The organism is Acidovorax soli (assembly GCF_014207955.1).
Taxonomy (GTDB): Bacteria; Pseudomonadota; Gammaproteobacteria; order Burkholderiales; family Burkholderiaceae_C; genus Acidovorax; species Acidovorax soli_A.
The window spans coordinates 60,445-86,252 of record NZ_JACHLK010000005.1 but is presented as its reverse complement, the minus strand read 5'-3'; the positions used below and the strand labels follow the sequence as shown (position 1 = coordinate 86,252).

The 25,808-nt window shown below is 69.9% G+C and carries 16 protein-coding genes; 3 read left to right on the top strand and 13 right to left on the bottom strand.

Going from position 1 to position 25,808, the window contains the following annotated elements; genetic code table 11:
* Positions 1-12 precede the first annotated feature (12 nt).
* Positions 13-1,644: an alpha/beta hydrolase gene (locus HNP48_RS14380; RefSeq protein WP_184858009.1), complete on the bottom strand. Its 1,632-nt coding sequence runs from the start codon at positions 1,642-1,644 to the stop codon at positions 13-15.
* A gap of 125 nt (positions 1,645-1,769) precedes the next feature.
* On the opposite strand from HNP48_RS14380, the gene HNP48_RS14375 reads away from it, so the two are divergent.
* Entirely contained in the window at positions 1,770-2,681 is a 912-nt protein-coding gene (locus HNP48_RS14375; RefSeq protein ID WP_184858007.1) for a helix-turn-helix domain-containing protein, read from the top strand.
* 2 nt (positions 2,682-2,683) lie between these two features.
* Here the strand turns inward: HNP48_RS14375 and HNP48_RS14370 are convergent, their stop codons facing one another.
* From HNP48_RS14370 to HNP48_RS14335, 8 genes are all read right to left on the bottom strand, one after another.
* Positions 2,684-3,847, bottom strand: coding sequence for an alpha-hydroxy acid oxidase (locus HNP48_RS14370; protein ID WP_311773827.1), 1,164 nt, complete (start codon positions 3,845-3,847; stop codon positions 2,684-2,686).
* A 107-nt stretch (positions 3,848-3,954) separates the two neighbouring features.
* Entirely contained in the window at positions 3,955-4,815 is an 861-nt protein-coding gene (locus HNP48_RS14365) for a DMT family transporter (RefSeq protein ID WP_184858003.1), read from the bottom strand.
* Between the two features lie 88 nt (positions 4,816-4,903).
* Positions 4,904-7,177 (bottom strand): diguanylate cyclase domain-containing protein, encoded by a 2,274-nt coding sequence (locus tag HNP48_RS14360; protein ID WP_184858609.1) that lies wholly within the window; start codon positions 7,175-7,177, stop codon positions 4,904-4,906.
* Between the two features lie 111 nt (positions 7,178-7,288).
* A complete protein-coding gene (gene pbpC, locus HNP48_RS14355; RefSeq protein WP_409362557.1) occupies positions 7,289-9,613 on the bottom strand; it encodes a penicillin-binding protein 1C in 2,325 nt (774 codons plus the stop codon).
* An 8-nt stretch (positions 9,614-9,621) separates the two neighbouring features.
* Positions 9,622-10,254 (bottom strand): hypothetical protein, encoded by a 633-nt coding sequence (locus HNP48_RS14350; protein ID WP_184858001.1) that lies wholly within the window; start codon positions 10,252-10,254, stop codon positions 9,622-9,624.
* 50 nt (positions 10,255-10,304) lie between these two features.
* Positions 10,305-10,673 (bottom strand): hypothetical protein, encoded by a 369-nt coding sequence (locus HNP48_RS14345; protein WP_184857999.1) that lies wholly within the window; start codon positions 10,671-10,673, stop codon positions 10,305-10,307.
* 19 nt (positions 10,674-10,692) lie between these two features.
* Positions 10,693-11,061, bottom strand: a complete 369-nt coding sequence (locus tag HNP48_RS14340; RefSeq protein WP_184857997.1) for a hypothetical protein — start codon at positions 11,059-11,061, stop codon at positions 10,693-10,695.
* A gap of 37 nt (positions 11,062-11,098) precedes the next feature.
* Positions 11,099-17,068, bottom strand: coding sequence for an MG2 domain-containing protein (locus HNP48_RS14335; RefSeq protein ID WP_184858599.1), 5,970 nt, complete (start codon positions 17,066-17,068; stop codon positions 11,099-11,101).
* 234 nt (positions 17,069-17,302) lie between these two features.
* Here HNP48_RS14335 and HNP48_RS14330 point away from each other — a divergent pair, with 234 nt between their 5' ends.
* On the top strand, positions 17,303-19,411 hold the full coding sequence (locus HNP48_RS14330; protein WP_184857995.1) for a catalase: 2,109 nt from the start codon (positions 17,303-17,305) through the stop codon (positions 19,409-19,411).
* Between the two features lie 12 nt (positions 19,412-19,423).
* Complete coding sequence (gene opgC / locus HNP48_RS14325; RefSeq protein ID WP_184857993.1) at positions 19,424-20,692, top strand: OpgC domain-containing protein; 1,269 nt, start codon at positions 19,424-19,426, stop codon at positions 20,690-20,692.
* An 8-nt stretch (positions 20,693-20,700) separates the two neighbouring features.
* Here the strand turns inward: opgC and HNP48_RS14320 are convergent, their stop codons facing one another.
* The 4 genes from HNP48_RS14320 to argH all read right to left on the bottom strand — a co-directional run bounded on the left by HNP48_RS14320 (position 20,701) and on the right by argH (position 25,769).
* On the bottom strand, positions 20,701-21,537 hold the full coding sequence (locus HNP48_RS14320; RefSeq protein WP_260420235.1) for an SGNH/GDSL hydrolase family protein: 837 nt from the start codon (positions 21,535-21,537) through the stop codon (positions 20,701-20,703).
* 147 nt (positions 21,538-21,684) lie between these two features.
* Positions 21,685-23,148: a diguanylate cyclase domain-containing protein gene (locus tag HNP48_RS14315; RefSeq protein WP_184857991.1), complete on the bottom strand. Its 1,464-nt coding sequence runs from the start codon at positions 23,146-23,148 to the stop codon at positions 21,685-21,687.
* A gap of 43 nt (positions 23,149-23,191) precedes the next feature.
* Complete coding sequence (locus HNP48_RS14310; protein WP_184857989.1) at positions 23,192-24,178, bottom strand: Bug family tripartite tricarboxylate transporter substrate binding protein; 987 nt, start codon at positions 24,176-24,178, stop codon at positions 23,192-23,194.
* A gap of 121 nt (positions 24,179-24,299) precedes the next feature.
* Positions 24,300-25,769 (bottom strand): argininosuccinate lyase, encoded by a 1,470-nt coding sequence (argH, locus tag HNP48_RS14305; protein WP_184857987.1) that lies wholly within the window; start codon positions 25,767-25,769, stop codon positions 24,300-24,302.
* Between the last annotated feature and the right edge of the window lie 39 nt (positions 25,770-25,808).

Here is a 25,808-nt window from a genome sequence, read left to right as displayed (position 1 = left end):
GCCGCACGAAGCTCAGCGGATTCCGCCGCTGGGCGTCACCGGCAGCCACACTTGGCCGCTCACGCGCACGGCATTGCCGGGCAGCACGCCGCCCACGGGCACGGCCTCGACCACGCTTTTCATGTGCTGGAACTGCGGGTGCGTGGGCCAGAGCATCACGCCCAGCTCATCGCCGGGCTGCAGCGCCTGGGCCACGGCGGGCAGTGCCAGCTCGCGCCCCTGGCCGGGCCGCACGGCCGTGACCTGGCCAGAGACCAGGACGGGTGGCTGGCCCGTGCGGCGCAGGCCCAGGCCGAGCAGGGCCACACTGCCAGGCGCGCCCGCCACATCGAGCCGTGCGCGCGGCACGCCCAGCAGCACCTGCCCTGCGGGCACGGGGGTGGACAGCGGCACGAACACCGGTGCCGCGCCAGCCACCTCCACGGCAGCGATATTGACCCGTGGCGACGCGGGATCGGCATCGGGCGGCAGGTCGGCGCGCCACTCGGCGCTGCGCTCGCCCGTGGCAAAACACAGCGTGCCGACCGGCAGGCCCTTGCGCGGGGCGTTGCGCAGCTTTTCGTCGAGAAAGTCGAGCATGGTGTCGAAGGCATCGGGCACGGCCTGGCCGCACACGGGGGCCTGGTTCTTCTGGCCCGCCAGGCTGTGGACATGGCCGGCGCGCACGGTGATGAGGCGCACATCGCCGCCCAGGGCCTTCAGGCTGCGGTAGTTCTCGAACGCATCGTTCAGCGGAAACAGCACGTCCTCGTCGGCCTGCACCAGCAGGGCGTCCACGGGCCGGGCCCGGCCGGGTGCCTGCTGGCGCAGCCAGGGCTGCCAGCCGCTGCCGGCCAGGTAGTCGACGTAACCGCGCGCATCGGCCGGCGGCACGGCATCGAGCGTGGCCGGCTGGGGCGGCTTGGCCAGGCCGCAGAGCTTCACGAAGCGGCCATCGTCGCGCACCTTGCCGCGCTGGCCGAGAAAGCATTCGAGCTGCAGCCAGCCGCTCTTGACCACACCATCGGGCAGCAGGTCGTGGTCGAGCCGGCTCCAGGTCATGGTGGGCACGATGGCGTCGATGCGCGGATCGAGCTGGGCCAGCAGCAGCTGGTAGGCACCGCCGTAGCTGCCGCCCATGGTGGCCACCAGCGGGTCGTCGGCACGCGTGCTGCTGGCGCGGCGTGCCAGGTGCAGGTGGCGCTCGGCCCAGTCGATGATGGCGCGCAGGTCCTGCATGTCGGCCGCGGGGTCCAGCATGCGCAGGTCGCCGCCGCTGTCGCCATGGCCGCGGTAGTCGAAGGAGATCACCGCGTGGCCGCGCGCCATGAGCTTGGGGATCTGGCGCTGCATGCGGCGCCAGTAGCTGGCCGCAGGTTCGTTGTCGGGGCCCGGCAGGGCTGCGGTGCGGGGCTCGCCAAAGCCGCCGCCGATCAGCACCAGGGTGTGCGGGCCCGGCGTTTCAGGCACAAAGACCGTGAAGGCCACGCGCGTGCTGGCTGTGCCGGCCACCGGGTCGGCCACCGGCGACTGCGTGGATTGCTGGTGCACGCCCGGCGCCAGCAGAGAGGTCGCAGGCGCGGTGGGTGGGCTGCTGCTGCAAGCCGCTAGCAAGGCGGTGGCCAGCACGATGCCGGCCCAGAGGGCAGGACGGAAAGAGGGCATGGACGGTGTCTCCAGAAAGAAGGGGGCGCGCCTCGACCGGCGCTGTGCCCCCGAGCCTAGGGCGTGGCGCCCGGCTTGCACAGGACACGGCACGCCCTGTTGCGCCTGCTCCTAGAATCTTCGGCATGAGCGCCACCACCGCCCCCGCCCAAGGCCTGCAGACCTTTGCGTCCCTGGGCGAGCTGCTGCGCAGTTGCCGCCAGGCCATGGGGCTGACCCAGGCGGCCTTCGGCGCGCTGCTCGACATGGACGAGCGCGCCTACCGGCGCTGGGAAGGCCGGGGCGCGAGCATCTCCGAAGGGGGCTTGCACCGCCTGGCCGAGGTGCTGCAGTTGCCCCTGCCTGTGCTGGCAGCCGCCAACCTGGGGCTGCCCTCGCGCTTCCATGCAGGCTTCTGGTATGCGGGCGAGAGCCCGCTGGACGCGGCCCTGTTCGAGCCCGAGCGCATGCTGCGCGACACCGGTGCCGGCCAGGGACTGGCGCGCAACCTCGCGTCGCCGCAGTTCGAGAACGAGGTGATCGCCTTCCAGCAGCGCGTGTTCGCCACGGGCAAGTACCCCGCGCCTGCGCTGCTGCGCGAGGCAGCCGGGCGCTTCCCCGACCTGAACTGGCGCCTGACGGACCGCTTCGGCCATGCCTGCGGCCATGCGGCGAGCTATGTGATCGCACCGGGCGACTACCAGGCGCTGCGCGACACGGGCTGGGACGAGCGGGCCATCACCACCGCGCACCTGCTGCCAGCCGACCATGCCGAGAGCGCGCCCGTGGTCTATGTGCATTCGCTGTTCAGCAACACGCCCAGCGTGGCAGCCGCCAACCTGCGCCAGCTGCTGCAGGCCCTGCATGCGCGCCGGGCCACGGGCTGGCATGGTGCCCTGCTCGCGGGCCTGACCATCACGCACGACCTGGCGGGCGCCTGCCGCTGGCTGGGCCTGCGCGAGGTGCGCAGCTACCCGGATGACCAGGCACGCTACGCCACGCCCGATGTGCCGCGCCTGTTCGAGGGCCGGCTGGCGGACCTGCCGCTGCCCACCTGAGCTCAGGCGGGATAAGTGCCCGGCAACAGGATCGAGCGGTCCACGTTGTTGATGTTGGTGTGGCCGCAGAAGGCCATGGTGATATCGAGTTCCTTCTGGATGATCTGCAGCGCACGGGTCACGCCCGCCTCACCGAAGGCGCCCAGGCCGTAGAGGAAACTGCGCCCGATCAGCGTGCCCTGCGCGCCCAGGGCGCGGGCCTTGAGCACGTCCTGCCCGCTGCGGATGCCGCCATCCATCCAGACCTCGATGTCCTTGCCCACTGCCTGGGCGATGCCCGGCAGCGCCGCGATGGACGAGGGCGCACCGTCAAGCTGGCGCCCGCCATGGTTGCTCACGATCAGCGCATCGGCCCCGCTGTCCACGGCCAGGCGTGCGTCCTCGGCGTCCATGATGCCCTTGAGCACCAGCTTGCCGCCCCAGCGCTTCTTGATCCACTCCACGTCGCCCCAGTTGAGCTGCGGGTCAAACTGCTCGGCCGTCCACGAGGACAGCGAGGACAGGTCGCCCACGCCCTTGGCATGGCCGACGATGTTGCCGAAAGTGCGGCGCTTCGTGCCCAGCATGCCCATGCACCACTGCGGCTTGGTCGCCAGGTTGATCAGGTTTCTGATCGTGGGCTTGGGCGGGGTGGACAGGCCGTTCTTGATGTCCTTGTGGCGCTGGCCCAGGATCTGCAGATCGAGCGTGAGCTGCAGGGCCGAGCAATTGGCGGCCTTGGCGCGGTCGATCAGGCGCTCGATGAAGTCGCGGTCGCGCATCACGTAGACCTGGAACCAGAAGGGGTGGCGGCCGGTGTTCTCGGCGATGTCCTCGATGGAGCAGATGCTCATGGTCGACAGCGTGAACGGGATGCCGAAGGCCTTGGCCGCGCGTGCGCCCAGGATCTCGCCGTCGGCATGCTGCATGCCCGTGAGGCCCGTGGGTGCAATGGCCACGGGCATGGCCACGTCCTGGCCCAGCATGGTGGTGCGGGTGCTGCGCCCTTCCATGTTGACGGCCACGCGCTGGCGCAGCTTGATGGACTGGAACTCGGCCGTGTTGGCGCGGTAGGTGCCCTCGGTGTACGAGCCTGAATCGGCATAGTCGTAGAACATGCGCGGCACGCGGCGCTGGGCGACCACGCGCAGGTCTTCGATGCAGGTGATTTTGGACAGATCGGGCACGGGCTTCCTCGGTTCAGGCGTTGTCAGGACGGCGCCCATCGTAGCCGCGCACCCGGTGCAGCGGCATGAAGGCTTTTACGGAGGCCTTGAAATTTTTGCACGGGGGCTCACCTGCGCGCCAGCGCCACGCCGGCGATGGCGACGACAAAGCCCACGAGCTGGATGGCCGAGAGCGTCTCGCCGAAGATGAACCAGGCCTGCAGCGCCGACAGCGGCGGCACCGCCAGCAGCAGGGCCGTGGTGCGCGTGGCCTCGCCCTGGCGCATGAGCCAGATCAGCAGCGTGGCCCCACCGATGGACAGCACCAGCACCGAGAAGGCCAGGTAGCCCCAGAGCGCGGCCGAGTTGTCCCAGTGCGGCTGGCCGACCACGCCCGCCATGGCCAGCAGCACGAGCACCGCGCCGATGTTCTGCACGGCACTGGCACTGCGCAGGTCATCGCCCGCGGCCAGCGGCGACTTCTGCACCATGGAGCCCACGGTGAGCGAGAAGATGCTGCCCGCCGCGACCAGCACCACGGGCAGCGAAAGCGCGCTGGCATCGGCCGCCTGCAGGCGCGGCAGCAGCACCAGGCCCACGCCGCCAAAGCCCAGCGCCAGGCCGGCCCAGGTGCCGGGCGACAGGCGCCGCCCCAGCACCACCACCGCCAGCAGCGCCGTGAACAAGGGCTGCAGCGCACCGATGAGCGACATGATGCCCGCCGCCAGCCCCTTGGACATGGCCCACCAGCTCGGCCCCAGGTACAGCCCGCTCATGAGCGCGCCGGCCAGCAGGTGCATGGCGATGCGCCGCACGCCCCGGGGCCAGGCCGCGCGCACCCACAGCGCCGCGCCGATGAAGGCGGCCGCCACGCAGGCAAACCGCAGGGCCAGGAACCAGAACGGGTCGGCATGGCTGGCCACGCCGCGCCCCGCCAGAAAGCCCGTGGACCAGATCAGGACGAACAACACCGGGGCGAGCGCATGCATGGGAAACAAAGAAAAAAGCGGACGGAACCGCCGAGCATAGACGCATGCCGCCGGCCGCGCTGGGCAGGCCCGGGAAGATGGTGGCGCGTTACTCGGACTCTGGCGGGCCGATCGGCTGCGGTGCGGTATCCGGGCCCGCATACAGCATGAACTGCAGCCGACCCGCGCGCTTGGCGGCGTACATGGCGGCATCGGCATGCTGCGTGAGCTCTTCGAAGCTGGCGCCATGCCCGGGGAACATGGCGATGCCGCCGCTCAGGCCGATGCGCAGCGCCTCGCCCCCGAGCTCGAAGGGGCTGGCCGCAGCGGCCAGGATCTTGCGCGCCACGCTGCAGGCGCCCTCCGCGCCATCCAGGCCCGGCAGCAGCACCACGAACTCGTCGCCGCCCTGGCGGCACACGGTGTCCGACCCGCGCACGGCGGCCTTGAGGCGCTGCGCGAACTGCACCAGCAGCCGGTCGCCCAGGTCGTGCCCGAGCCGGTCGTTGACGGCCTTGAAGCCATCCAGGTCCAGGTACATCACGGCCAGGCAACGGCCATCGCGCCGCGCATGGGCCACGGCCAGATGGGCGCGGTCCTGCAGCAGCAGGCGGTTGGGCAGGTCGGTCAGCGCATCGTACTGGGCCAGATGGGCCATGCGCGCCTGCATGGCCACGGCCTCGGTGACGTCGCGCAGCACGGCCACGGCACCGGTCACCGTGCCATGCCGGTCGGTGATGGTGCGGGCCGTTTCCTCGACCTCGAAGCGCTGGCCCGAGGTGCGGTGCTGCACCACGCCGCGCACCGGCGTCTCGGGCGCGTGGCCCTGGATGGCACTGTGCAGGGCGCTGGGCAGGGGCTTGTCGGTGCCCGGCTCCTGCAACCGGACCACGGCCTCGACGCGGCTGCCCGCGGCATCGAAGGCCTGCCAGCCGGTCAGGCGCTCGGCCACCGGGTTGAGGTAGGTGATCTGGCCCTGTGCATCGGTGCAGAGCACGGCATCGCCGATGGCCTGCAACGTGAGGCGGATGCGCTCCTTCTCCTCGAACAGCTGCTCCTCCATGCGCTTGCGGTCGCTGATGTCGATGGTCTGCGAGAACACGCCGCGCACGGCACCCCCTTCCACGTCGGGCACATAGGACACCAGGGCATGGCGCTGCACCCCGGCCTTGTCGACCACGGTGCACTCGAAGAGCTGGCGCTCGCCGCGCAGCGCGCTGCGCACGAAGGGCTCGCACATCGCGTACTGGGCGGGGCCCAGCAGGTCGCGGCAATGCCGGCCGCGCAATTGCTCGGGCGACACGCCGAACCAGGTGCCGTAGGCGCTGTTGGCAAAGCGGTTGTGGAGGTCCGCATCCCAGTAGCTCACCAGCGAGGGCAGGTTGTCGAGGATGGTCTGGCGGTCGCGCTCGGCCACGCGCAACTCGGCACTCACGGCCTGGCGCCGCCGCAGTTCGCGCACGAACAGCATGGCCAGGCCCACGCAGCCGGCCATCAGCAGCAGCGAGAACAGCCCGAGCACCCAGGCGCTGCGGTACCACTTGGCCAGCACCGTGTCGCCGGACTGCGCCACGTTCACGACCAGGGGGTAGCTGCCCACATGCTTCCAGGCCTGGAGGTGGCGCGCGCCACCAGCGCCTTCGGGCTCTGCGCCATGGGTGCCTGCGGGGGCAGACTGCAGCCGGGCCAGGGCCGCCGTGCCGGCGATGTTGGCGTAGGCGTCGTCCGCGGCGCGGGGAAAGCGCGAGATGGGCAGCCCATCCGTGCGGTACAGGTCCACGCTGCTGCCGGCCCCCAGGTCCAGCGAGCCGAACAACCCATCGAAGTAGCTCAGGCGGATGGCACCCACCACGACGCCGGCAAACGAACCGTCGCGGTGGTGGTAGGCCCGCGTCAGCGGCAGGATGGCGCGCCCGCTCATGCGCGAAGGCACGGGGCGCCCGACATGCAGGCCGAGTTGCGGGTCCTTCGAGAGCGCCAGGAAGTAGTCGCGGTCGGCGAAGTTGGCCTGCTGCGGTGTCAGCGTGGAAGAGTGCAGCACCACGTTGCCCTGGGCATCGACCACCAGCACCGCACCCGCTCCCGGCACCTGCAGGGAGCTGTCGAACAGCACGCCGCTGCGGATCTCGGGCGGCAGGGCCATGACCTCGGGGCGCTCCAGCCCAGCGACCACACCCTTGAGCGACTCATCGAGCGAGCGGATCGAATCGCCAATGCTGCGCTCCAGCGTGCTGGCCAGGTTGGCATTGGTGCGGCTCGCATAGTCCCAGCCATCGGCCCGCATGGTCCAGACCGTGCGCGCCGACAGCAGGCCGATGCCCAGCGACACCAGCAGGGCCAGCCAGATCAGCCTGTGCGAGAAAAACTGGCGCGAGAAGTGCATGGACATGCGTGCGTTGCGGGGCAGGCGTCATGCAGACCCGGTTATTTGCAACACAGTGTAACGTTGCCTGGATTCCAGGCATAGCACGAAAAGGCCGGGTTTTCGCGGCGCTTATCGGCGCGCTGGCGGGCTGGCGCCAGCCGCCCGCACGCCCGCGCCCCGCACTTCGAACTGCAGCGTGTCGTGCACCTTGCCGCGCCCGTCCACCAGCTCCAGCTGGTGCCGCCCAGGCCAGGGCAGCCAGGCCGCGCGCGTGCCGCGGCCCTGTTCGCGCCCGTCGATGCGCCAGCGCAGGTCGCGCCCGCCGCTGGCTACGAACTGCAGGCGCTGGCGCTCGGGCGGAATGTCGGGGTCGAGCGCGATGATGGTGCCTGGCACCGGGGCCAGGATGCGCGCCAGGGGCTGCTCGTCGGCCGCATCCGCCGCCTTCGCTGCGGCACGGGAGGGCCTGGCGCCACGCGGGATGGCCACGGATTCGCCGGGCGGTCCCGCGTCGATGGCAAAGCGGGCCTGCTGGGTGCCGGGCACGAACCACTCTTCGCGCGCCGCTTCCAGCGGCAGCGATGGCGCCACCCCTTCCTGCGCCGCCGGCAAGGCGCCAAACTGCACGGCCTGGCGCACCAGGCCCTTGGGGGCTGCGGGGGCCCGGCTAGGCTCGCGCGCATGCAAAAAGCCCATCACCGCGGCCCAGATGGGCGCCGCGCCGCTGGTGCCGCTCACGTCGTGCATGGCCGCGCCGCTGGCGTTGCCCACCCACACGCCCACGGTGTAGCGCTCGGACCAGCCCACCGCCCAGTTGTCGCGCATGTCCTTGCTGGTGCCGGTCTTCACAGCCGACCAGAAGCGCGTGGCGAGCACGCTGTCGGTGCCGAAGGTGCGCGAGCGCGCATTGCCGTCGGACAGGATGTCGCCCACGATGAAGGCCGCACCGGCATCGATAGCCCGCACCGGCGCCGTCCCCGGCTGGCCCGGCCACAGGCGCACCGGACCGCGGTTGCCGCCGTTGGCCAGGCTGCGGAAGGCATTGGTCAGGTGCAAGAGCGGCACCTCGGGGCTGCCCAGGGCCAGGCTGTAGCCAAAGTAATCGCCGCTTTCGCGCAGCGGCAGGCCCAGAGCACCGAGCTGGCGGTGGAAGGCATCGGGCGTGACCATGACCAGGGTGCGCACGGCCGGCACATTGAGCGAGGCCGCCAGCGCGGTGCGTGCCGAGACCCAGCCCTTGAACTGGCGGTCGTAGTTCTGCGGGATGTAGAGGCCGCCGGCCGTGGCGATGTGCGCGGGCGAATCGTCCACCAGCGATGCGGCGGTCAGGCGCCGCTCGGCAATCGCCTGGGCATACAGGAAGGGCTTGAGCGTGGAGCCCGGCTGGCGCAGCGCGAGCACGCCATCGACCTCGCCGGCCTGGCTGAGCTGGCCCGAGGAGCCCACCCAGGCGAGCACGGCGCCCGTGGCGTTGTCGAGCACCAGCACGGCGCCGTCCTCGACATTGCGGCCCTGCAGCTCGCGCAGGTGCTGGCCCAGGGTCTGCACGGCAAAACGCTGTAAGGGCGCGCGCAAGGTGCTGGCCACCTGTTCGGGCACGGGCGCCGCGCCCGGCACGGCCTGCTGCTGGCGCAGCAGGTAGCGCGCGAAGTGCGGGGCGATGCCTTCGCTGGCGTCGAAGGCCCGGCGCTGCAGGGCCGCGGTGACGAACAGGTCCAGCGCATCGCAGTCCACACGCGCCGCGGCCTGGCCGGGGCGCTGCTGCAGCTCGCGCAGCACGCCACAGGCGCGCTGCGACACCAGCGCCGGCCGGGCATTGGGCGCGCGCACCAGCGCGGCGGCCACGGCGGCCTCGCGGTCGTCCAGGCCGTGGGCGGCCTTGCCGAACAGCGTGCGGCTCAGCGCGTCGATGCCCACCAGCTCGCTGCGGAACGGCACCAGGTTGAGATACGCCTCCAGCACCTGGTCCTTGCGCCAGCGCCGGTCCAGCACCTGGGCGGCCACGGTCTGGCCGAGCTTTTGCACCACGCTGCGCCCCCCGGGGCCCTGGCGCCAGTCGCCGTCGAGCAGGCCGGCCAGCTGCATGGTGATGGTGCTCGCACCGCGCGTGCGCTGGTTCCACAGGTTGCCCCAGGCCGCGGCCGAGGCGGCGCGCCAGTCCACGCCGCTGTGTTCGTAGAAGCGCTTGTCCTCGCTGAGCACCAGGGCCGCACGCAGCGCGGGCGAGACGTCGGCCAGCGCCACCCACTGGCCGCGGCGCACCGTGGCATCGGTGCGCAGGCGCTGCACCACCTCGCCCTCGCGCGAGAGGATGAGGGTGTCGGAGGGCCGGAAGTCCTGGCGCACCTCGGCGTAGGTGGGCAGGGCATGCGCCCGCTGCGGCATGCCCGCCCCCAGGCCTGCGGCCAGCAAGGCGCCAGCGGTCCACGCCAGGCGGCGTCCCAACAACAGCATGGCCCGCCTCAATTCTGGACGGTGATCCACACCGCCCGCGGATCGCAGCGTGCGCTGCACGCGAAGATGTACACCTCGTTGCCCAGGAACAGCACATAGCCGTCTGCGTACGGGCCATCGGGCTGCTCGGGCGCCTCGGGGGTCTGCGCAAAGCGGTAGGAGTCGCTGACCTGGGCCACGAAATGCATGGGCGCGCCACAGGCACAGGTGAATGCCTCGGGGTCCTGCAGCCATTGCGGCTCGCCGCCCACCGCGATGCAGCCGTCTGCATCGGCTGCGGGTTCGGCCGTCCATGCCATCGGCTGGCGCTGCAAGCAGGCAGGCCCCTCGCTCTCGTGGCCCGTGCCGGCCTCGACCAGGTAGGCACGCCAATGGCCTTCGGCCTGGTCCCAGTACGCAGGGGGCAGTTGGCGCCAAGGCTCGAAGCACGGGATCTCGTTGTGCCCGGCGCACATCAGCACCGACAGCACCTGGGCCGGGGCCTGCGCGCTCTTGGGAAGTTCGAGCCTCAGGAAGGGCCGCAACGGCGCATCGCAATGCGCGCAGCCAGGGTGCGCCTGGCCCCTGGGCAAATAGGCGGGGCCACCGAGTTCACCGGAACCGGAGACGGACGAGGTGGGGGACAGGTACTGGCGGCGCATGGATGGAAGTCGTTTTTGGGGCGGTCGGGCAGACGTACGGGACGCAGGGCTCAGGAGGGGGGCCCGCCTGCGCGCATCCGCCGCGTCCAGGCAAGACGCAGACCCACCACGCCCATGCCCCCGATGAAGGGGCTGAACGCCGCGGCAACCAGGATCAGCCCCTTGTGGGCCTGGAAAGGCAGGTCCATGGTGGACCCGACGGCCAGCACCACCCCCGCTGCACACCCGGCAGCCCCCCACCAACGGTGGCGCCGCAGGAACGGCAGCCACCAGAGCGCCAGCAGGCATGCGGCGGCAGAGCCGAGGTGTGCATACACCACCGGCAGGACATCCGCGCCATGGGCACTGGCAGACAGGGGCATACCCAGGAGCAGGATCAGCAGCCCACGCTGGTGCGCAATCTGGCCTGTGCCGCTCATGGCGCTGCTCGCCTGGCGTTCACTCACCGGGATGCTCCCGCTCGAAGCGCCTCTCGGCCTGGGTCAGGTGGTGCAGCAGCACATGCGAGATGAGGTTGACACCGATGCCGCCAAAGACCGCCGGCAGCACGTAGAGCGCGATCGACACCTCGGAGGCGAACACCGCGTCATCGGCCGCCGAGAGCGTCTGCCGCGCCAGCGCCGCCATGCTCTGCAGCAGGTAGACGTCGACCCCGGCAATCAGCACCAGCGCGATGCCGAAGCACAGCACCGCCTTGCGCGAGATGGCGCGGATGCGCAGCAGTGCCGCATAGATGCCCGCAGGCAGCACCAGCGAGAAGATCACCAGCAGCCAGAACCGCAGCTCCACGAAGACGCTGGCATTCATGGCCGGCGCCTCCGGGGGCTCACTGCGGTGCGCGCTGTCACTTGGCGGCCTCGACCTTGATGCGGGCGTTGGGGATCTCGCCGAACATCTCGGGCGCGTACATGGCCTCCACGCGGCTCGGCGGCAGCGCGAAGTCGCCCACGTTGTTCAGGCGCACGGTGTACTCCATCTTCACCGTGCCCTTGGGCAGGTAGTGGTAGTAGCTGCGGAAGGACTCGAAGCTGCGCTCCTCGAACGCCGGCCAGCCGCTGCCGCTGCGCTTCTCGCCCTGGGTGGCGATCTCGGAGTCGCGGCCCAGGCCGCTGCCCAGGATGGTGGCGCCGCCGGGCACCGGGTCGGTGATGGCGACCCAGGTCATGTCGGCACTGGCGTTGACCTCCAGCGTCACGCGCAGCACGTCACCGCGCGTGTACTGGCCTGCGGGCAGCGACTTGTTGGCCTGCTCCACGGGGGTGATGGTCTTCTTGATGGCATAGCCGGCCGCGAACGGCGCTTTCAGCTGGATGGCAGCCACCGATTGCAGCGTGAGCCAGGGCTTGCCCGTGCCCTGGTGGGCCACGGACAGGTTCTCCTTGCCGCCCGCAGCCGCCCAGGGCAGGAACATGCCGCTGTTGCGCAGGTTGCCCGGTGCGGCCGGGGCGCCGAACCAGGTGGTCTGGTGCGCTGCGCCCGTGGCATCGCTGGTCTTGATGCGCTCGACCTTGCTCCAGTCCACGCTGGCGCTATTGGCGCCCATGGTGGCCTTGGTGCTGCCCGCGACTGGTGTGGCCTCGAACTTGGCCGAGAACTTCTCCAGCGCCAGGCCGCCCCAGAGGTTGGCCGTGGTGGTGTGCCATGCGCCGGCCTGCTGGCGGCTGATGAAGCCGTTGGCCAGGCGACCCATGTCGTCCTTCCAGCTGGGGTCGTCCATCACGGCCAGCATCAGGCGCGCTGTGTTCACGTCGCCGTTCTGCATCAGCCACCACCAGTAGTCGTCCTGCTCGGTGCTGAAGATGGCCTTGGTGCCCTGGAAGGACAGGCGGCTGCGCAGGATCTGCATGGCCTCGGCCAGGCGCTTGTCACGCTCGGGCACGTCGGCCACGCGGCGCAGCACATTGACCCAATCGATCACCGAGTGCGTGGGCCACTGGTTGGGCGCCACGGTGATGCTGCTGAGCATGCGGCCCTGGGCCTTGCCGTAGCGCGACAGGGCCTCGATGGCGGCGAGCTTGCGCATGTCCAGATCCTTGCGCGGGCTCCAGAACTCGCGCTGGATGCGGCCCTCGACGAAGGCGATGAGGCCGCGCTCCATGGGCGCGCGCGCTTCGTCAGGCAGAGAGAAGGCCGGGTCGATGCTGCTGGCTTCGTGCGTGGCCGCGAGCAGGTAGGCCGTGAGCGTGTCGCTGCCGCGGTTGGCGTCGCCGTCGCGCGGCGGGAAGTAGTTGGCCAGGCCATCGCTGTCCAGGTAGGTGGGCAGTTGGGCCAGCACGGTCTGCCAGAGCTTGCCGTCGCGCAGGCCCACGGACTTACTGGTCTTCTGCTCCAGGCAGATGAAGGGGTAGTTGGCCCACCAGTCGCGCACACCGGGCAGGCCTTCGGCCAGCTTGGGCTGCAGCGACATCTTGAGGCCGCCGCGGCCGGGCAGCGCATCGGCCGGCGGGTTCACGTCCAGGTTGAAGCTACCGTCCACCTGCACCAGTGTGGCCTGCTGCACCGTGAGCGGAATCGCCGGGATGATGCGCTGGCGCGCCTTGAGTGCATCGCGCGCGCCGCTCACCGTGTCCTTGGCCTCGATCTCCCAGAGGATGGCCTCGGCACGCGTCTGCGCCAGCTGGGCCGGGGCCGTCACGTTCCAGGCCACCTCGCGCGACTCGCCCGCGGGGATGTCGATGGTCTGGGGCTTGAGGTCGAGCAGCGTGGCGCGCGGTGCCACTTCGACCTTCATGGCCGCCTTGGTGGTGTTGCGCAGCGTGAGCTGGGCGCGGAACTGGTCGTCCTCGCGCACCAGCGGCGGCAGGCCGCTGATGATCTGCAGGTCCTGCGTGGCGCGGATGCTGGTGCTGCCGGTGCCGAACAGGCCCACCGAGGCATCGGCCACGGCCACGATCTTGAAGGTGGTGAGCGCGTCGTTGAGCGGCACCGTCACCTTGGCCTGGCCATTGGCGTCGAGCTTGAGCGCGGGCTCCCACAAGAGCAGGGTCTCGAGCAGCTCGCGCGTCTGCGCACGGCCGCCGCCGCCGCCCGCGGGCACGGCCTTCTTGCCGTAGTGGCGCCGGCCGATGATCTCCATCTGCGCGGTGGAGGTCTGCACGCCCCAGCTGCGCCGCTGCAGCATGGATTCGAGCAGGTTCCAGCTGGTGTTGGGCATCAGCTCCAGGAGGGCCTGGTCCACGGCGGCCAGGGCCACCTCGGCATTGGCCGCGGGTTTGCCATTGGGCAGGGTGGCGGTGATGGTGACCTGCGCCTTGCCGCGCACGGCATAGCTTTCCTTGTCGGCCACGACCTTCACGTCGATCTGGTGGGCCTTGGTGCCCACGCGGATCTCGGCCAGGCCCAGGCGGAAGGCGGGCTTGGACAGGTCGACCAGGGCCGTGGGGGCCTGGTATTCCTTGCCCTCGTACCAGAACGAGTTCCACCACTCGCGCGGCGACTTGAAGCCCCAGGTGAAGAAGCTGTACCAGGGCACGTCGCGCAGGCGGCCGCGCAGGGCCAGTACGCTCACGTAGACGTTGGGGCCCCAGCCGTCCTCGATCTTGAGCTCGATGGTCGGGTCCTGGCCGTTGAGCTGCACCACACGCGTGTCGATGATGCCTTCGCGCTCCACCGCCACCAGGGCGGTGGCGAAGCGGAAGGGCATGCGCACCTGGAACTTGGCGGTGTCGCCCGGCTGGTAGCTCTTCTTCTCGGGCAGCAGGTCGATGCGGTCGTGGTCCTCGCCGCCAAACCAGAGTTCGCCCTGGCGCGTGACCCAGACCGAGGACGCGGCCTCGCTGGTGTTGCCGTCGCGGTCACTGGCAATGGCCACGAGTTCCACCTCGCCGGCCTCGTCGAGCTTGGACTCGCACAGCAGCAGGCCGCGGCTGTCGCTCTTGCCGCTGCACACGGTGCCCAGGTCCTTGGTCTCGGTCTGGTTGTCGTAGCTGTAAAAGCCGCCCACCATGCGCTTGCGCGTGGTGGTGGTGATGCGCGCCACGGCCTTGACCTGCAGGGGCACGTCGGCCGCAATGGAGCCGTTGTGCTGCAGCGCCAGCGCCTGGAAGCGGATCTTCTGCTGGGCCGAGACCCAGCCCTCGGTCTTGATGCCGGCCACCACGCCCGCAGGCCACACGGTCAGGGTGCTGCGCAGGGTCTGCACCTCGCCATTGGGATCTGCGTAGGTGGCTTCCATCACCAGGTCCTGGGGCTGGCGCACCTGGGGCACGTTGTCGATGGTGACCTTGCCCGCGCCATTGCGGTCCAGGGTCACGGCCAGCTTGTCGGCGATGACGCGGCTGTCCTGGCTGGAGGCGGCCTCTTCATCGTCGCTGTTGCCGCTGCCGCCCTGGCCACGCTTGCGCGGCGGGTTGAAGCTGAAGGCGTCGAAATCGTTGAACTGCAGGGACTTGCTGCGCACCATGGCCGACACGCGCACCGGCAGGTTGGCCGCGCCGCCGCCGGCCACATAGTTGATCTGCACGTCGGTGGGCACGGAACGCACGCGCACCAGGGCCTTCTTGTCGGCGGGCGCGATGCGGCCTTCGAGCACGGGCAGGCGGAACTCCTCCACGCGGAACATGCCCGAGCTGAAACTGCGCTCGCTGTCGCCGGCATTGCGCAGTTCCACCGAGTACATGCCGAGCTTGGCCGCGGGCGGCACGGCAAAGCTGCTCTGCGCGCTGAAGCCGCCCGTGGCCGTGCTACGCCAGGCCAGGGGCTGGGTGTACTGCTGCCCGCTGCCGGTGTGGGTGATCACCAGCGTGGTGGGCCGGCTCTCGGGAATGTCGAAGCCCTTGCGCGTCTCGGTGCGCAGCAGGTGCTTCATCGACACCGTCTCGCCCGCACGGAACAGGGTGCGGTCGAAGATGGTGTGGGCACGCTCGTTGGGATTGGGCTCGCTGCTGGTGGGCACGTTGAAGCGCCAGGGCTCGATGCCGCGCTGCCAGTCGGTCCAGGTGAAGGCCATGTCCTCCACCCCGTCGGCGCCCTTGCTGCGCGCGCTGACGAAGTAGGAGCGCTCGCCCTCCTCGCCGCAGGCCTCGGGCTCGGGCGACAGGCCTTCGAGGTTGGCCACGCCCTGGGCGTTGGTGGTGCCGGTGGCCAGCTCGCGACCGCTGCAGTCAGAGACGCGCACCGTGGCGTTCGCCACGGGCTGGCCCTTGTCCAGCGTGGTCACCCAGGCCGCCGCGTTCTCGCGGCCGAGCTTGAAGTGCACGCCCAGGTTGGTCACCAGGGCCGAAGTGCGCACGTACATGGTGCGGGCATTGCCATGGCGCTCGTCCAGCAGCGAGGCGCCGAGCAGTTGCGAGGCGATTTCCACCACGTGGAAGCCGGGCGCCAGCGGAATGCCCACCACCTCGAAGGGGCGCGGGTCGTTGTTCGCGGGCTTGGGCAGCTCCAGCGTCTTGACGCCGTTCTGCCCGCCGAGCAGCGAGACCATGCGCGACTGCACATAGTCGCGCTCGTTGTCGAGCACCTTGGGCAGTGGGACCTTGCTGTCGCGGCGCGCGTCCTTGCGGTCCACGTTGTAGTTGTCGTAGCGCTTGACCTTGCGGAACCAGGCGATGATGTCCGAATCGCTGGTCGGGCGCAGGGTGCTCACCTTGCCCGCGGGGGCCGCGGGCGTGCCCGTTCCCGCCTGCAGGCCCTGCACCTTGAGGGCCGCCTCGACATTGCGCAGCGTCACGGGGAGCAGCGCCGGGCCCTCGGGGCCTTCGGCGAAGCGCTCGACGATGCCGAAGGGCGCTGCGGCAAACTTGGCCAGCGGCGGCCGGCCACCCGTGGCCACCTTGAGCGGGAAGCTGTCTGCATTGCGAAGCGTGCGGCCCGAGGCGTCCTTGAAGTCCTTGGGCAGCTCGATCGTGAACTGCGTGTTCTCGGCCAGGGGCGCCGCGAACTGCAGGCTGGTGACCACGGAGTCAGGGTTCTTGTCCTCGTCGGCACCGCCTTCGAGCTGCGGCTTGATGGTTTCCTTGCCCGACTTCAGGCGGATGCCGGCCGCCAGCTTGCGCGCCAGCGGCGCGTTGAAGGACAGGCTCATCGGGCGGATGGGCAGGCAGGCGGCCTGGGCGTTTTCGCGTTCGCAATTGAACTCGGCCGAGAAGGGCTCGCGCACCTTGTAGGCAAAGCGCTTTTCCACCGCATTGGCCACGCCGCTCGGCGTGGCCACGCCCTTGCCGAAGACGAACTGCATGCGCGAGCCCGAGGTCAGGCGGCGGTTGCAGGCCAACGTCGCGAACTGCAGGGGCTGCTGGGCGGCCCGCTTGTCCAGCCCCTGGGACTTGAGGATCTCGTCGCGCTGGCTGCCTTCGATCAGGCGCACGGGCACCTTCTCGCCCACGCCCTCGAGCGCGCACCAGGTATTGGCCTTGATGCTGTCCAGCGTGGCCGGACCGTTGAGCTGCAGCACGAAGACCTGCTCTTCGTCGATCTCCTGGTAGGTGCCGGGGCGCATGTTCTGCACGAACGGCCCGCCGGTGTTGAACTGGAAGCTGGTGGTGCCCGTGAGCGCCGTACCCGATGCCGACTTGAACCCGGCCTTGGCCGTGGCCGTGCAGCGCACGCCAGGCGGCAGGTCGTTCTCGAAGTCGAAGACCCATTCCTTCTCACTGGTCCAGCGGCCATTGCCCTTGGTGGCGGCGGCATCGCTGCAGCTGAGTGTCAGTGGCGGCGGCGCCTTGGGATCGCCGAAATTGACGGCGGCCGCATCGAATTTGGCCACCACCTGGCGCACGCGCGCCACCTCGCCCTGGGGGGACAGGCTCGTGATCTGCAGGGCGTGGGCCGACTCCATGGCCCCCAGGGTCGCCAGCGACAGGCCGGCGGCAAACATCCAGTTCTTGGCTTTCACACGACTCCCCTCCAAAGGAACCTGCAAGCGTAACAAAACGGCATGGCAAGCCGACCTGCGTTGCAAGCACTTACGTGTCCGTTGCGTGCACCAGTTCACGCCCACGGCGCATTTTGCGCCGCCGACAGCAGAACGGCCCATGGTCCTACCCGCCTGCGGCCCAGGCCGCTGAAAGATGCCAGGAGCCCCCACCCCACCCCCATCTCTGGAGCATCCATGGCCAAGTCCCCCGCCAGCCGCCCTTCTGCGGCCAAGCCACGCCCATCCCGAACCGCCGCGGAGCAGCGCGGAAGTGGTGACGAATTGCAACAGCAAGCCGGCGGCGACCACCCGGTCATGACGACCCAGCTGGGCATACCGATCGCCGACAACCAGAACTCGCTGCGCGGCACGCCGCGCGGCCCCACGCTGCTCGAAGACTTCATCCTGCGCGAGAAGATCACCCACTTCGACCACGAGCGCATTCCCGAGCGCATCGTGCATGCGCGCGGCACGGCGGCGCACGGCCATTTCGAGCTGACCGAGTCGCTGGCCAAATACACCACGGCCCGCGTGCTCACCGAGGTGGGCGTGAAGACGCCGGTGTTCACGCGCTTTTCCACCGTGGCCGGCGGCGCCGGCTCGGTGGACACGCCGCGCGACGTGCGCGGTTTTGCCGTGAAGCTCTACACGCAGGAAGGCAACTGGGACATCGTGGGCAACAACATCCCGGTGTTCTTCATCCAGGACGCGATGAAGTTCCCCGACCTCGTGCACGCCGTGAAGATGGAGCCCGACCGCGGCTACCCGCAGGCCGGCAGCGCGCACGACACCTTCTGGGACTTCGTCTCGCTGATGCCCGAAACCCTGCACATGGTGATGTGGGCCATGAGCGACCGCACCATCCCGCGCAGCCTGCGCACCATGGAGGGCTTTGGCGTGCACTCCTTCCGGCTCATCAACGCCAAGGGCCAGAGCACCTTCGTGAAGTTCCACTGGCGGCCCCGGCTGGGCATCCAGTCCACCGTGTGGGACGAGGCCGTGAAGCTGCAGGCGGCCGACAACGACTTCCACCGGCGCGACCTGTTCGAGGCCATCGAGGCAGGCAATTACCCCGAGTGGGACTTCGCCGTGCAGCTGTTCACCGAGGACGACGCGGCGAAGTTCCCCTTCGACCACCTGGACCCGACCAAGCTCATCCCCGAAGAGCTGGTGCCGCTCAGGACCATCGGCCGCATGGTGCTCGACCGCTGGCCCGACAACTTCTTTGCCGAAACCGAGCAGGTGGCCTACTGCCCGGCCAATGTGCCGCCGGGCATCGACTTCTCGAACGACCCGCTGCTGCAGGGCCGGCTGTTCTCGTACCTCGATACGCAGCTGTCGCGCCTGGGCGGGCCCAACTTCGCGCAGATCCCGGTGAATGCCCCCCAATGCCCCTTCCACAACATGCAGCGCGACGGCCACATGCAGATGGGAATTCCCAAGGGCCGCGTGAACTACGAGCCCAGCAGCCTGCAGGGCGATACACCCTGCGCCTCGCAGGCACAAGGGTTCCGACATTTCGCCGAACCAGCCGATGAAGGCGCCAAAGGCCGCGTACGGCCCGAGAGCTTTGCCGACCACTACAGCCAGGCGCGCATGTTCTTTCGCAGCCAGAGCGAGCTGGAGCAGTCGCACATTGCCTCGGCCCTGGTGTTCGAGCTCTCCAAGGTGGCCACGGAGCATGTGCGCACGGCCGTGGTGGGCCACCTGCAGCATGTGGACTCGGCCCTGGCGCAGCGCGTGGCGGACGGCCTGGGCATGGAGGCCATGCCGCCCAAGCCGCCGGCGGCCGTGAAACCACAGGACCTGCCGTTGTCGCCTGCACTGCGCATCATCGACCGCATGCTGCCCACGCTGCAGGGCCGATGCGTTGGGCTGCTGGTGGACGATGGCTCCAGCGCCAAATCGGTGGCGGCCTTGCGCAAGGCCGTCGAGAAGGCCGGCGCCACGGTGAAGATCGTGGCCCCCAAGGTCGGCGGCGTGGTGCTCGACGATGGCAGCCGCTTGCCGGCCGATGGGCAACTGGCCGGCACGCCCTCCACGGTGTTCGATGCCGTGGCCTCCATCCTGGCACCGGCCATGGGGCAGAAGCTCGCGCGCGAGGCCGCCGCCGTGGACTGGTTCCGCGATGCCTTCGGCCACCTCAAGGCCATTGCCGCCTGCCAGGGCACGCGGGCCATCCTGCAGGCGGGCGGCGTGGAGCCCGATGCCGGGGTGCTGGACCCCAAGGACACCAAGGCCTTCATCGCCGCAGCGCAGACGCGGCAGTGGGACAGAGAGCCCAAGGTGCGCACCCTCGCCTGAGGCACGACGGCCATGCCCCCTGCCCCCGCCAGCGCCCGCAGTTGGGAGATCGATGCAGCCCGGGGGCTGATGCTGCTGTTGATGACGGTCACGCACCTGCCCACGCGGCTGACCTCGCCGCTGGGCCAGCCCTTCGGCTACGTCTCGGCGGCCGAGGGCTTTGTGCTGCTCTCGGCCTACATGGCGGGCATGGTGTACGGCCGCGTGGCTTGGCGCAAGAGCGTGGCCGAGATGCACCATGCCTTCTGGCGCCGCGCCCTCAAGATCTACGCCTGCCATGCGGCGCTGCTGCTCTTCCTGTTCACGGTGATCGCCTTCATCGGCATCCGCATCGAACAGCCGGCCGTGGTGGACCTGCTGAACTTCTACGTCAAGCAGCCTTTCACGGCCCTGGCTGGCGGCCTGCTGCTGCTCTACGAGCCGCCGCTGCTCGACATCCTGCCGCTGTACGTGCTGTTCATGCTGGCCAGCCCCTGGGTGATGGTCATCGCCTTCGTCTGGGGCTGGCGGCCGGTGATGGCCGTGAGCGGCCTGGTGTGGCTGCTCGCGCAGTTCGGGCTGTCCCGGGCGGTCTACGACGCGGCCCACGCCATCGTGCCCTTGCCCGTGCCGTTCAACGAAACCGGCGCCTTCGTGATGTGGAGCTGGCAGTTCCTGTGGATGCTGGGGCTGTGGATGGGTGCCACGCGCAACGACCCGAATGCGCCGGCGTTCGCCTTCCCGCGCTGGTCCGTGCTGCTGGCCATTGCACTGGCGCTCTTCCTGATGGGCTGGCGCCACCTGGTCGGGCAGATCCCTTTCCATCCCGATGGGCCGTACGCTGCCTTCAACCCCTGGTTCGACAAGTGGGCCCTGGGGCCCCTGCGCATGCTCAACCTGTTCGCCCTGGTGGTGCTCGCCATCCACTACGGCCCGCGGCTGGCCGCCCGCATGCCGCGCCAGCGCTGGCTGGAGACACTGGGCTCGGCCTCGCTGCCCGTGTTCTGCGCCCACCTGGTGCTGGTGCTGGTGGTGCTGGTTGGCCTGGGCGCGAAGTACGACCGGCCCTGGGTGCAGGACATCGCCCTGCTCGCCGCCTCCTTTGGCGTTCTCTATGCGGTGGCGCGAGCGACCCTGTGGCTGGAACGGCACCACCCGGAAGACACGACGCCCCCTGCCGTGCTGGCGCCGGGCCAGAAGCGGCCCCCGATGTATGCGCCCGCACCGCCCAAGGCGCAGGCCCCCTCAAGCCCGCAAACCGGCCCGGGCAAGCGCCGACTGACCCTCAGCGCCCGGCGCTGACTTGCGCCTCAGCGCCCGGCGCTGACCTGCGCCGCAGCGGGCTCGGCGCCCGGCTGCACCGCCCTGCCCGAACCGGCCTGCAGGGTGGCGGGCAGGCCGCGCCCCACATAGTCGGCGATCACCGAGCGCCACAGCCGGTAGCCAGCATCGCTCAGGTGCAGCCGGTCCGGCCCGAACAGTTCGGCGCGCGGGGCGCCATCCATGCCCAGCATGGGCGTGAAGATGTCGATGTAGTCGCTGTTGGGCAAGGTGCGCACATACTCCGCCAGCAGGGCATTGGCCTCGCGCGCCCGGGGCATCAGCTCGGCGCGCAGGGGGCTGGGCTTGATGGAGATGTAGGCGATGCGTGTGCCCGGCAACTCGGCCCGCACGGCAGCGACGAAACCCTCGAAGCTTTCGAGCACCTGCTGCGGCGTGCGCCCCTCGGCCAGGTCGTTGTCGCCCGCGTAGACGAACACCTGGCGCGGCCGGTACTGCAGCACCAGTTGCTTCACGAAGTACTGGCAGTCGGCCATGGTGGAGCCGCCGAAGCCGCGGTTGATGAGCACCGGCACGTCGCGAAAGTCCTGCGGCAACTGCGTCCAGAAGCGGATGGTGGAGCTGCCCACGAAGAGCACGCCGTTCTCGGCTGGCGCCTGCGCCTTGTCGGCGGCGGCAAACGCATCCATGCTGGCCTGCCAGCGCGCGTAGTGGGAGGCAGAAGACGACGACTGCGCCGTCTTGGACCCGGGCGCAGAGCCCGGCCCCCCTACGGGCGCAGGGTGCACCGCGGCCGTGCTCGACACCAGCACCCCCGACAGCGCAAGGCGCCGGGCGAGCCGGGAAAGGCGGGGAAATCGCTTCATGGCAGGGCTTCCAGGAAGTGGCACATCATTGCCAGATGGGGCCATTGTCGGCAATTTCACCGCAGCCGCCCGATGTGTTACACCTTCGGCGGCTGCGCCCTGCCAAGCCAGCCCCGCGCACTGCGCAGGCCATCCGGGCAGATGGTTTCAGCGCGACGTGGGGCCGTTCATCGGCTGGGTTGCGTAGGTGTGCAGTTCGGCCGGCGCGGCCAGCGTGGCCTGGCCCTTGCCCGCGCGCTTGCTTGCATACAGCGCCTGGTCGGCCCGGTCGATCAGGGCTGGCAGGGCCTCGGCCGCATCGCCCTGGAACACCGCCACGCCGATGCTGACACCGACGCGCACATGCTCGCCATTGTCCAGGCCGATGGGCGCCACCATGTCCTGGATGATGCGCTGCGCCACCTCCATCGCGGCCTGCGGCGAGCTCACCGCATTCAACACCAGCGCGAACTCGTCGCCCCCCAGCCGTGCCGCGGTGTCGTTGGCGCGGGCCAGGCCCGCCAGGCGCTGGCCCACGCGCACCAGCACCTGGTCGCCGCTGCCGTGGCCCATGCTGTCGTTGACGGCCTTGAAACCATCGAGGTCCACCAGCAGCAGCGCGCCCGCTCGGCGGTCGCGGTGGGCAGCCAGCACGGCCTGGGACAGCCGGTCCTCGAACAGGCGGCGGTTGGGCAGGCCGGTGAGCCGGTCGTGGCTGGCCAGGGCCAGCACCTGCTGGTGCGCCCGCACCAGCCAGGCGCTGAGCAGCCCCAGCAGCAACGCAAACACATAGGACAGCATGACCACCAGCGCCGGCGCACTGCCCGCAGCCTTCCAGCCGCCCACGGGCACGGCGCCCAGGATCCAGCTGCCGCCTCCGGGCAGGGGCACGTCGAGCGTGACCGGCTTCTCATCGAACAGGCTGGCCCGGCCCACGAACACGGCCCCCTGGGCGCCCAGGGCATCGAGGCCGCGCGCGGCCACCTGGAAGCCCGCCTGCTCGGTGTTGAGCCCCACGTCGGCGAACAAGGTGTCGGCATTCACCGCCAGCGAGACGATGCCCCAGTAGCGCGGCTCGGCCACCACGGCCGCGCCCGGCACGCCCACCAGGAACACCGGCGTGCGGCTCACGATGCCCAGCCCGCCCTGCACCAGCTGGATGGGGCCGGCCACCACGGTGCGCCGGGTCTGGATGGCACGCTCCACCGCACCCCGCTGCTGCGGGTTGTCGAGGTAGCGCAGGCCCAGGGCCTTCTCGTTGCCCAGGCGCGGGTAGATGTCGGTGATCACGTTGTCCGGCGCCAGCGCCAGGTTGCGGATGTTGCGCTGGCTCTCCAGCAGCCGCCCCACCACCGAGGCGAAGATCTCGGGCGGCATATGGCCCTGCGCGGCCACGAAGGCCGCCACGGTTTCGGGCACCGACAGCGTGCTCTGCAACTGGCGGTCCAGCCGGTCGCGGATTTCGAGCAGATGGGACTGCGCGCGGGCCACGATCTCGGTGCGCGCCTTGGTGTGCGAGATGTCGATCACCACCCAGGCCAGCAGCATGGCCAGCGCAGCAGTGCACAGCCCCACCAGCAAGGGCAGGTGTCGCGACTGCTGCCAGTGCGTTGGCAAGCGGGTGGTGGGCATGGCGAGGGGCCGCCGCCGGCCGGGGCCGGCGGCAGGGGAAGGGTTACTGGGCGACGAAGCCCGTGTCCTTGATGATCTTGGTCCAGGCCGCGGTGTAGGCCTTCTCGCGCGCAGCGAACTGCGCAGGCGGCATGTGGCCCACGGTCAGGCCCATGGCGGTGAGGTGGTCACGCACCTCGGGCATGGCGATGACCTTGGCCACGGCGTTGGAAAAGTCGGTCACGAACTTCTGCGGCGTGCCGGTGGGGGCGTAGATGCCGTAGTAGGGCAGGTCCTCGAAGCCTTTGAGGCCCAGCTCGTCGAAGGTGGGCACGTCGGGCATGGCGGCCTGGCGGTTCTTGCCCAGCACGGCCACCACGCGCACCTTGCCGGCCTTGTGGTTCTCGATGAAGTCGGGAATGGAGGCCACGCCGGCGCCGATCTGGTTGCCCAGCATGTCGGCCATCATGGGCGCGCTGCCGCGGTAGGGGGCCGACACCAGGTCGATGCCGAACTTGCCGCCCACCAGCTTCACGAGGAATTCGGGCGTGGATGCCGGTGCCGGGATGCCCACGGCGCCCTTGCCGCCGCCGGCCGACTTGACCCAGCTGACGTACTCGTTGAACGACTTGGCGGGCGTGCCGCCCGAGACCGCGAAGGCGTTCACGAAGGTCGCGAGGCCGACCACGGGAATGAAGTCGCGCGCGGGCTCGTAGCCCGGGTTCTTCACGACCTGGGGCAGGATGGAGATGGTGTGGTCGTGGGTGAGAAACAACACCGTGCCATCGGCCGGGCCGGCCTTGAGCGTCTGGGCCGCGATCTGGCCCCCGGCGCCAGGCTTGTTCTCCACCACCACCGAGGTACCGAGCTCGTCCTTGAGCTTGTCGGCCAGGGTGCGGGCGATGGCATCGGTACCGCCACCGGCGGGAAAGCCCACCAGCAGCCGGATCGGCTTGGGCTGGGCCGACGCCAGGCCCACGGCCGCAAGGCCCAGCAGCAGCGCACCGGTGCGCAGGGTGTTCACGAAAAGGCGGCGGCGGGGCGAGGTCATGCGAGGGCTCCAACAGGTAATCAGATGCAACAGGCGAGGATCGTAGCCGCACGCCGCTGCGCTGTCATGCGCCGCCGGTGGGCGGCACCCTCATCATGCAAGAAGCAGGCCCAGCCGGGGCTCAGCCCAGGCGCGCGCGGTGGCGTGCCAGCTGGGCACGCACCTGGGCCGGCGCCGTGCCGCCCAGGGTGTTGCGCGCATTGAGCGAGCCGCGCAGGCTCAGCGCGTCGAACACGTCCTTCTCGATCTGCGGGTGGAAGCCCTGCAGCACGGCCAGGGGCAGCTCCGACAGGTCCACCTGGTGCGAGACGGCGGCCTTGACCGCATGGGCCACGGTTTCGTGCGCATCGCGGAAGGGCAGGCCCTTCTTGACCAGGTAGTCGGCCAGGTCGGTGGCGGTGGCGTAGCCCTTGAGCGCGGCCTGCTCCATGGCCGGCGCGTTGACGGTGATGCCGCCTTCCTTCTGGCCCGTGGCGGGGTTCAGCTGGCCGCCCACCATCTCGGCGAAGATGCGCAGCGTGTCCTTGAGCGTGTCCACGGTGTCGAACAGCGGCTCCTTGTCTTCCTGGTTGTCCTTGTTGTAGGCCAGGGGCTGGCCCTTCATCAGCGTGATCAGGCCCATCAGGTGGCCGACCACGCGGCCGGTCTTGCCGCGCGCCAGCTCGGGCACGTCGGGGTTCTTCTTCTGCGGCATGATGGAGCTGCCGGTGGTGAAGCGGTCGGCGATGCGGATGAAGCCGAAGTTCTGGCTCATCCAGATGATGAGCTCTTCGCTCAGGCGGCTCACGTGCACCATGCACAGGCTGGCGGCGGCGGTGAATTCGATGGCGAAGTCGCGGTCGCTCACGGCGTCCAGGCTGTTCTGGCACACGCCGTCCATGCCCAGGCTGCGGGCCACGCGCTCGCGGTCCAGCGGGTAGGTGGTGCCGGCCAGCGCGGCCGAGCCCAGGGGCAGCACATTGACGCGGCGGCGCACGTCGGCCATGCGCTCGGCGTCGCGCGCGAACATCTCCACATAGGCCAGCATGTGGTGGCCAAAGCTCACAGGCTGGGCCACCTGCAGGTGGGTGAAGCCCGGCAGGATGACTTCGACGTTCTGCTCGGCCACATCCACCAGCGACACCTGCAGCTCCTTGAGCAGGTCGGCGATCAGGTCGATCTCGCTGCGCAGCCACAGGCGCACGTCGGTGGCGACCTGGTCGTTGCGGCTGCGGCCGGTGTGCAGGCGCTTGCCGGCATCGCCCACGAGCTGGGTCAGGCGCGCCTCGATGTTCAGGTGCACGTCTTCCAGGTCGAGCTTCCACTCGAAGCCGCCGGACTCGATCTCCGACGTGATCTGCGCCATGCCGCGCTGGATGTCGGCATGGTCGCTGGCGCTGATGATGCCCTGGGCCGCCAGCATCTCGGCATGGGCCAGGCTGCCGGCGATGTCGGCCTGCCACAGGCGCTTGTCGAAGAACACGCTGGAGGTGTAGCGCTTGACCAGGTCGCTCATGGGCTCGGAGAAGAGCGCCGACCAGGCCTGGGCCTTGGTGTCGAGCTGGTTGTGGGAAGGCGCGGACGGTGCGCTATTGGCTTGGCTGTTGGACATGGGAGGGCAATAATCCGGTAGTTCTGACACCCGGAACAT

Bases quoted from the DNA above. Each gene is read 5' to 3' on its own strand.
- HNP48_RS14380 (WP_184858009.1), bottom strand. From the start codon at position 1,644: ATGCCCTCTTTCCGTCCTGCCCTCTGGGCCGGCATCGTGCTGGCCACC.
- HNP48_RS14375 (WP_184858007.1), top strand. From the start codon at position 1,770: ATGAGCGCCACCACCGCCCCCGCCCAAGGCCTGCAGACCTTTGCGTCC.
- HNP48_RS14365 (WP_184858003.1), bottom strand. From the start codon at position 4,815: ATGCATGCGCTCGCCCCGGTGTTGTTCGTCCTGATCTGGTCCACGGGC.
- HNP48_RS14360 (WP_184858609.1), bottom strand. From the start codon at position 7,177: ATGCACTTCTCGCGCCAGTTTTTCTCGCACAGGCTGATCTGGCTGGCC.
- pbpC (WP_409362557.1), bottom strand. From the start codon at position 9,613: ATGCTGTTGTTGGGACGCCGCCTGGCGTGGACCGCTGGCGCCTTGCTG.
- HNP48_RS14350 (WP_184858001.1), bottom strand. From the start codon at position 10,254: ATGCGCCGCCAGTACCTGTCCCCCACCTCGTCCGTCTCCGGTTCCGGT.
- HNP48_RS14345 (WP_184857999.1), bottom strand. From the start codon at position 10,673: ATGAGCGGCACAGGCCAGATTGCGCACCAGCGTGGGCTGCTGATCCTG.
- HNP48_RS14340 (WP_184857997.1), bottom strand. From the start codon at position 11,061: ATGAATGCCAGCGTCTTCGTGGAGCTGCGGTTCTGGCTGCTGGTGATC.
- HNP48_RS14335 (WP_184858599.1), bottom strand. From the start codon at position 17,068: ATGTTTGCCGCCGGCCTGTCGCTGGCGACCCTGGGGGCCATGGAGTCG.
- HNP48_RS14330 (WP_184857995.1), top strand. From the start codon at position 17,303: ATGGCCAAGTCCCCCGCCAGCCGCCCTTCTGCGGCCAAGCCACGCCCA.
- opgC (WP_184857993.1), top strand. From the start codon at position 19,424: ATGCCCCCTGCCCCCGCCAGCGCCCGCAGTTGGGAGATCGATGCAGCC.
- HNP48_RS14320 (WP_260420235.1), bottom strand. From the start codon at position 21,537: ATGAAGCGATTTCCCCGCCTTTCCCGGCTCGCCCGGCGCCTTGCGCTG.
- HNP48_RS14315 (WP_184857991.1), bottom strand. From the start codon at position 23,148: ATGCCCACCACCCGCTTGCCAACGCACTGGCAGCAGTCGCGACACCTG.
- HNP48_RS14310 (WP_184857989.1), bottom strand. From the start codon at position 24,178: ATGACCTCGCCCCGCCGCCGCCTTTTCGTGAACACCCTGCGCACCGGT.
- argH (WP_184857987.1), bottom strand. From the start codon at position 25,769: ATGTCCAACAGCCAAGCCAATAGCGCACCGTCCGCGCCTTCCCACAAC.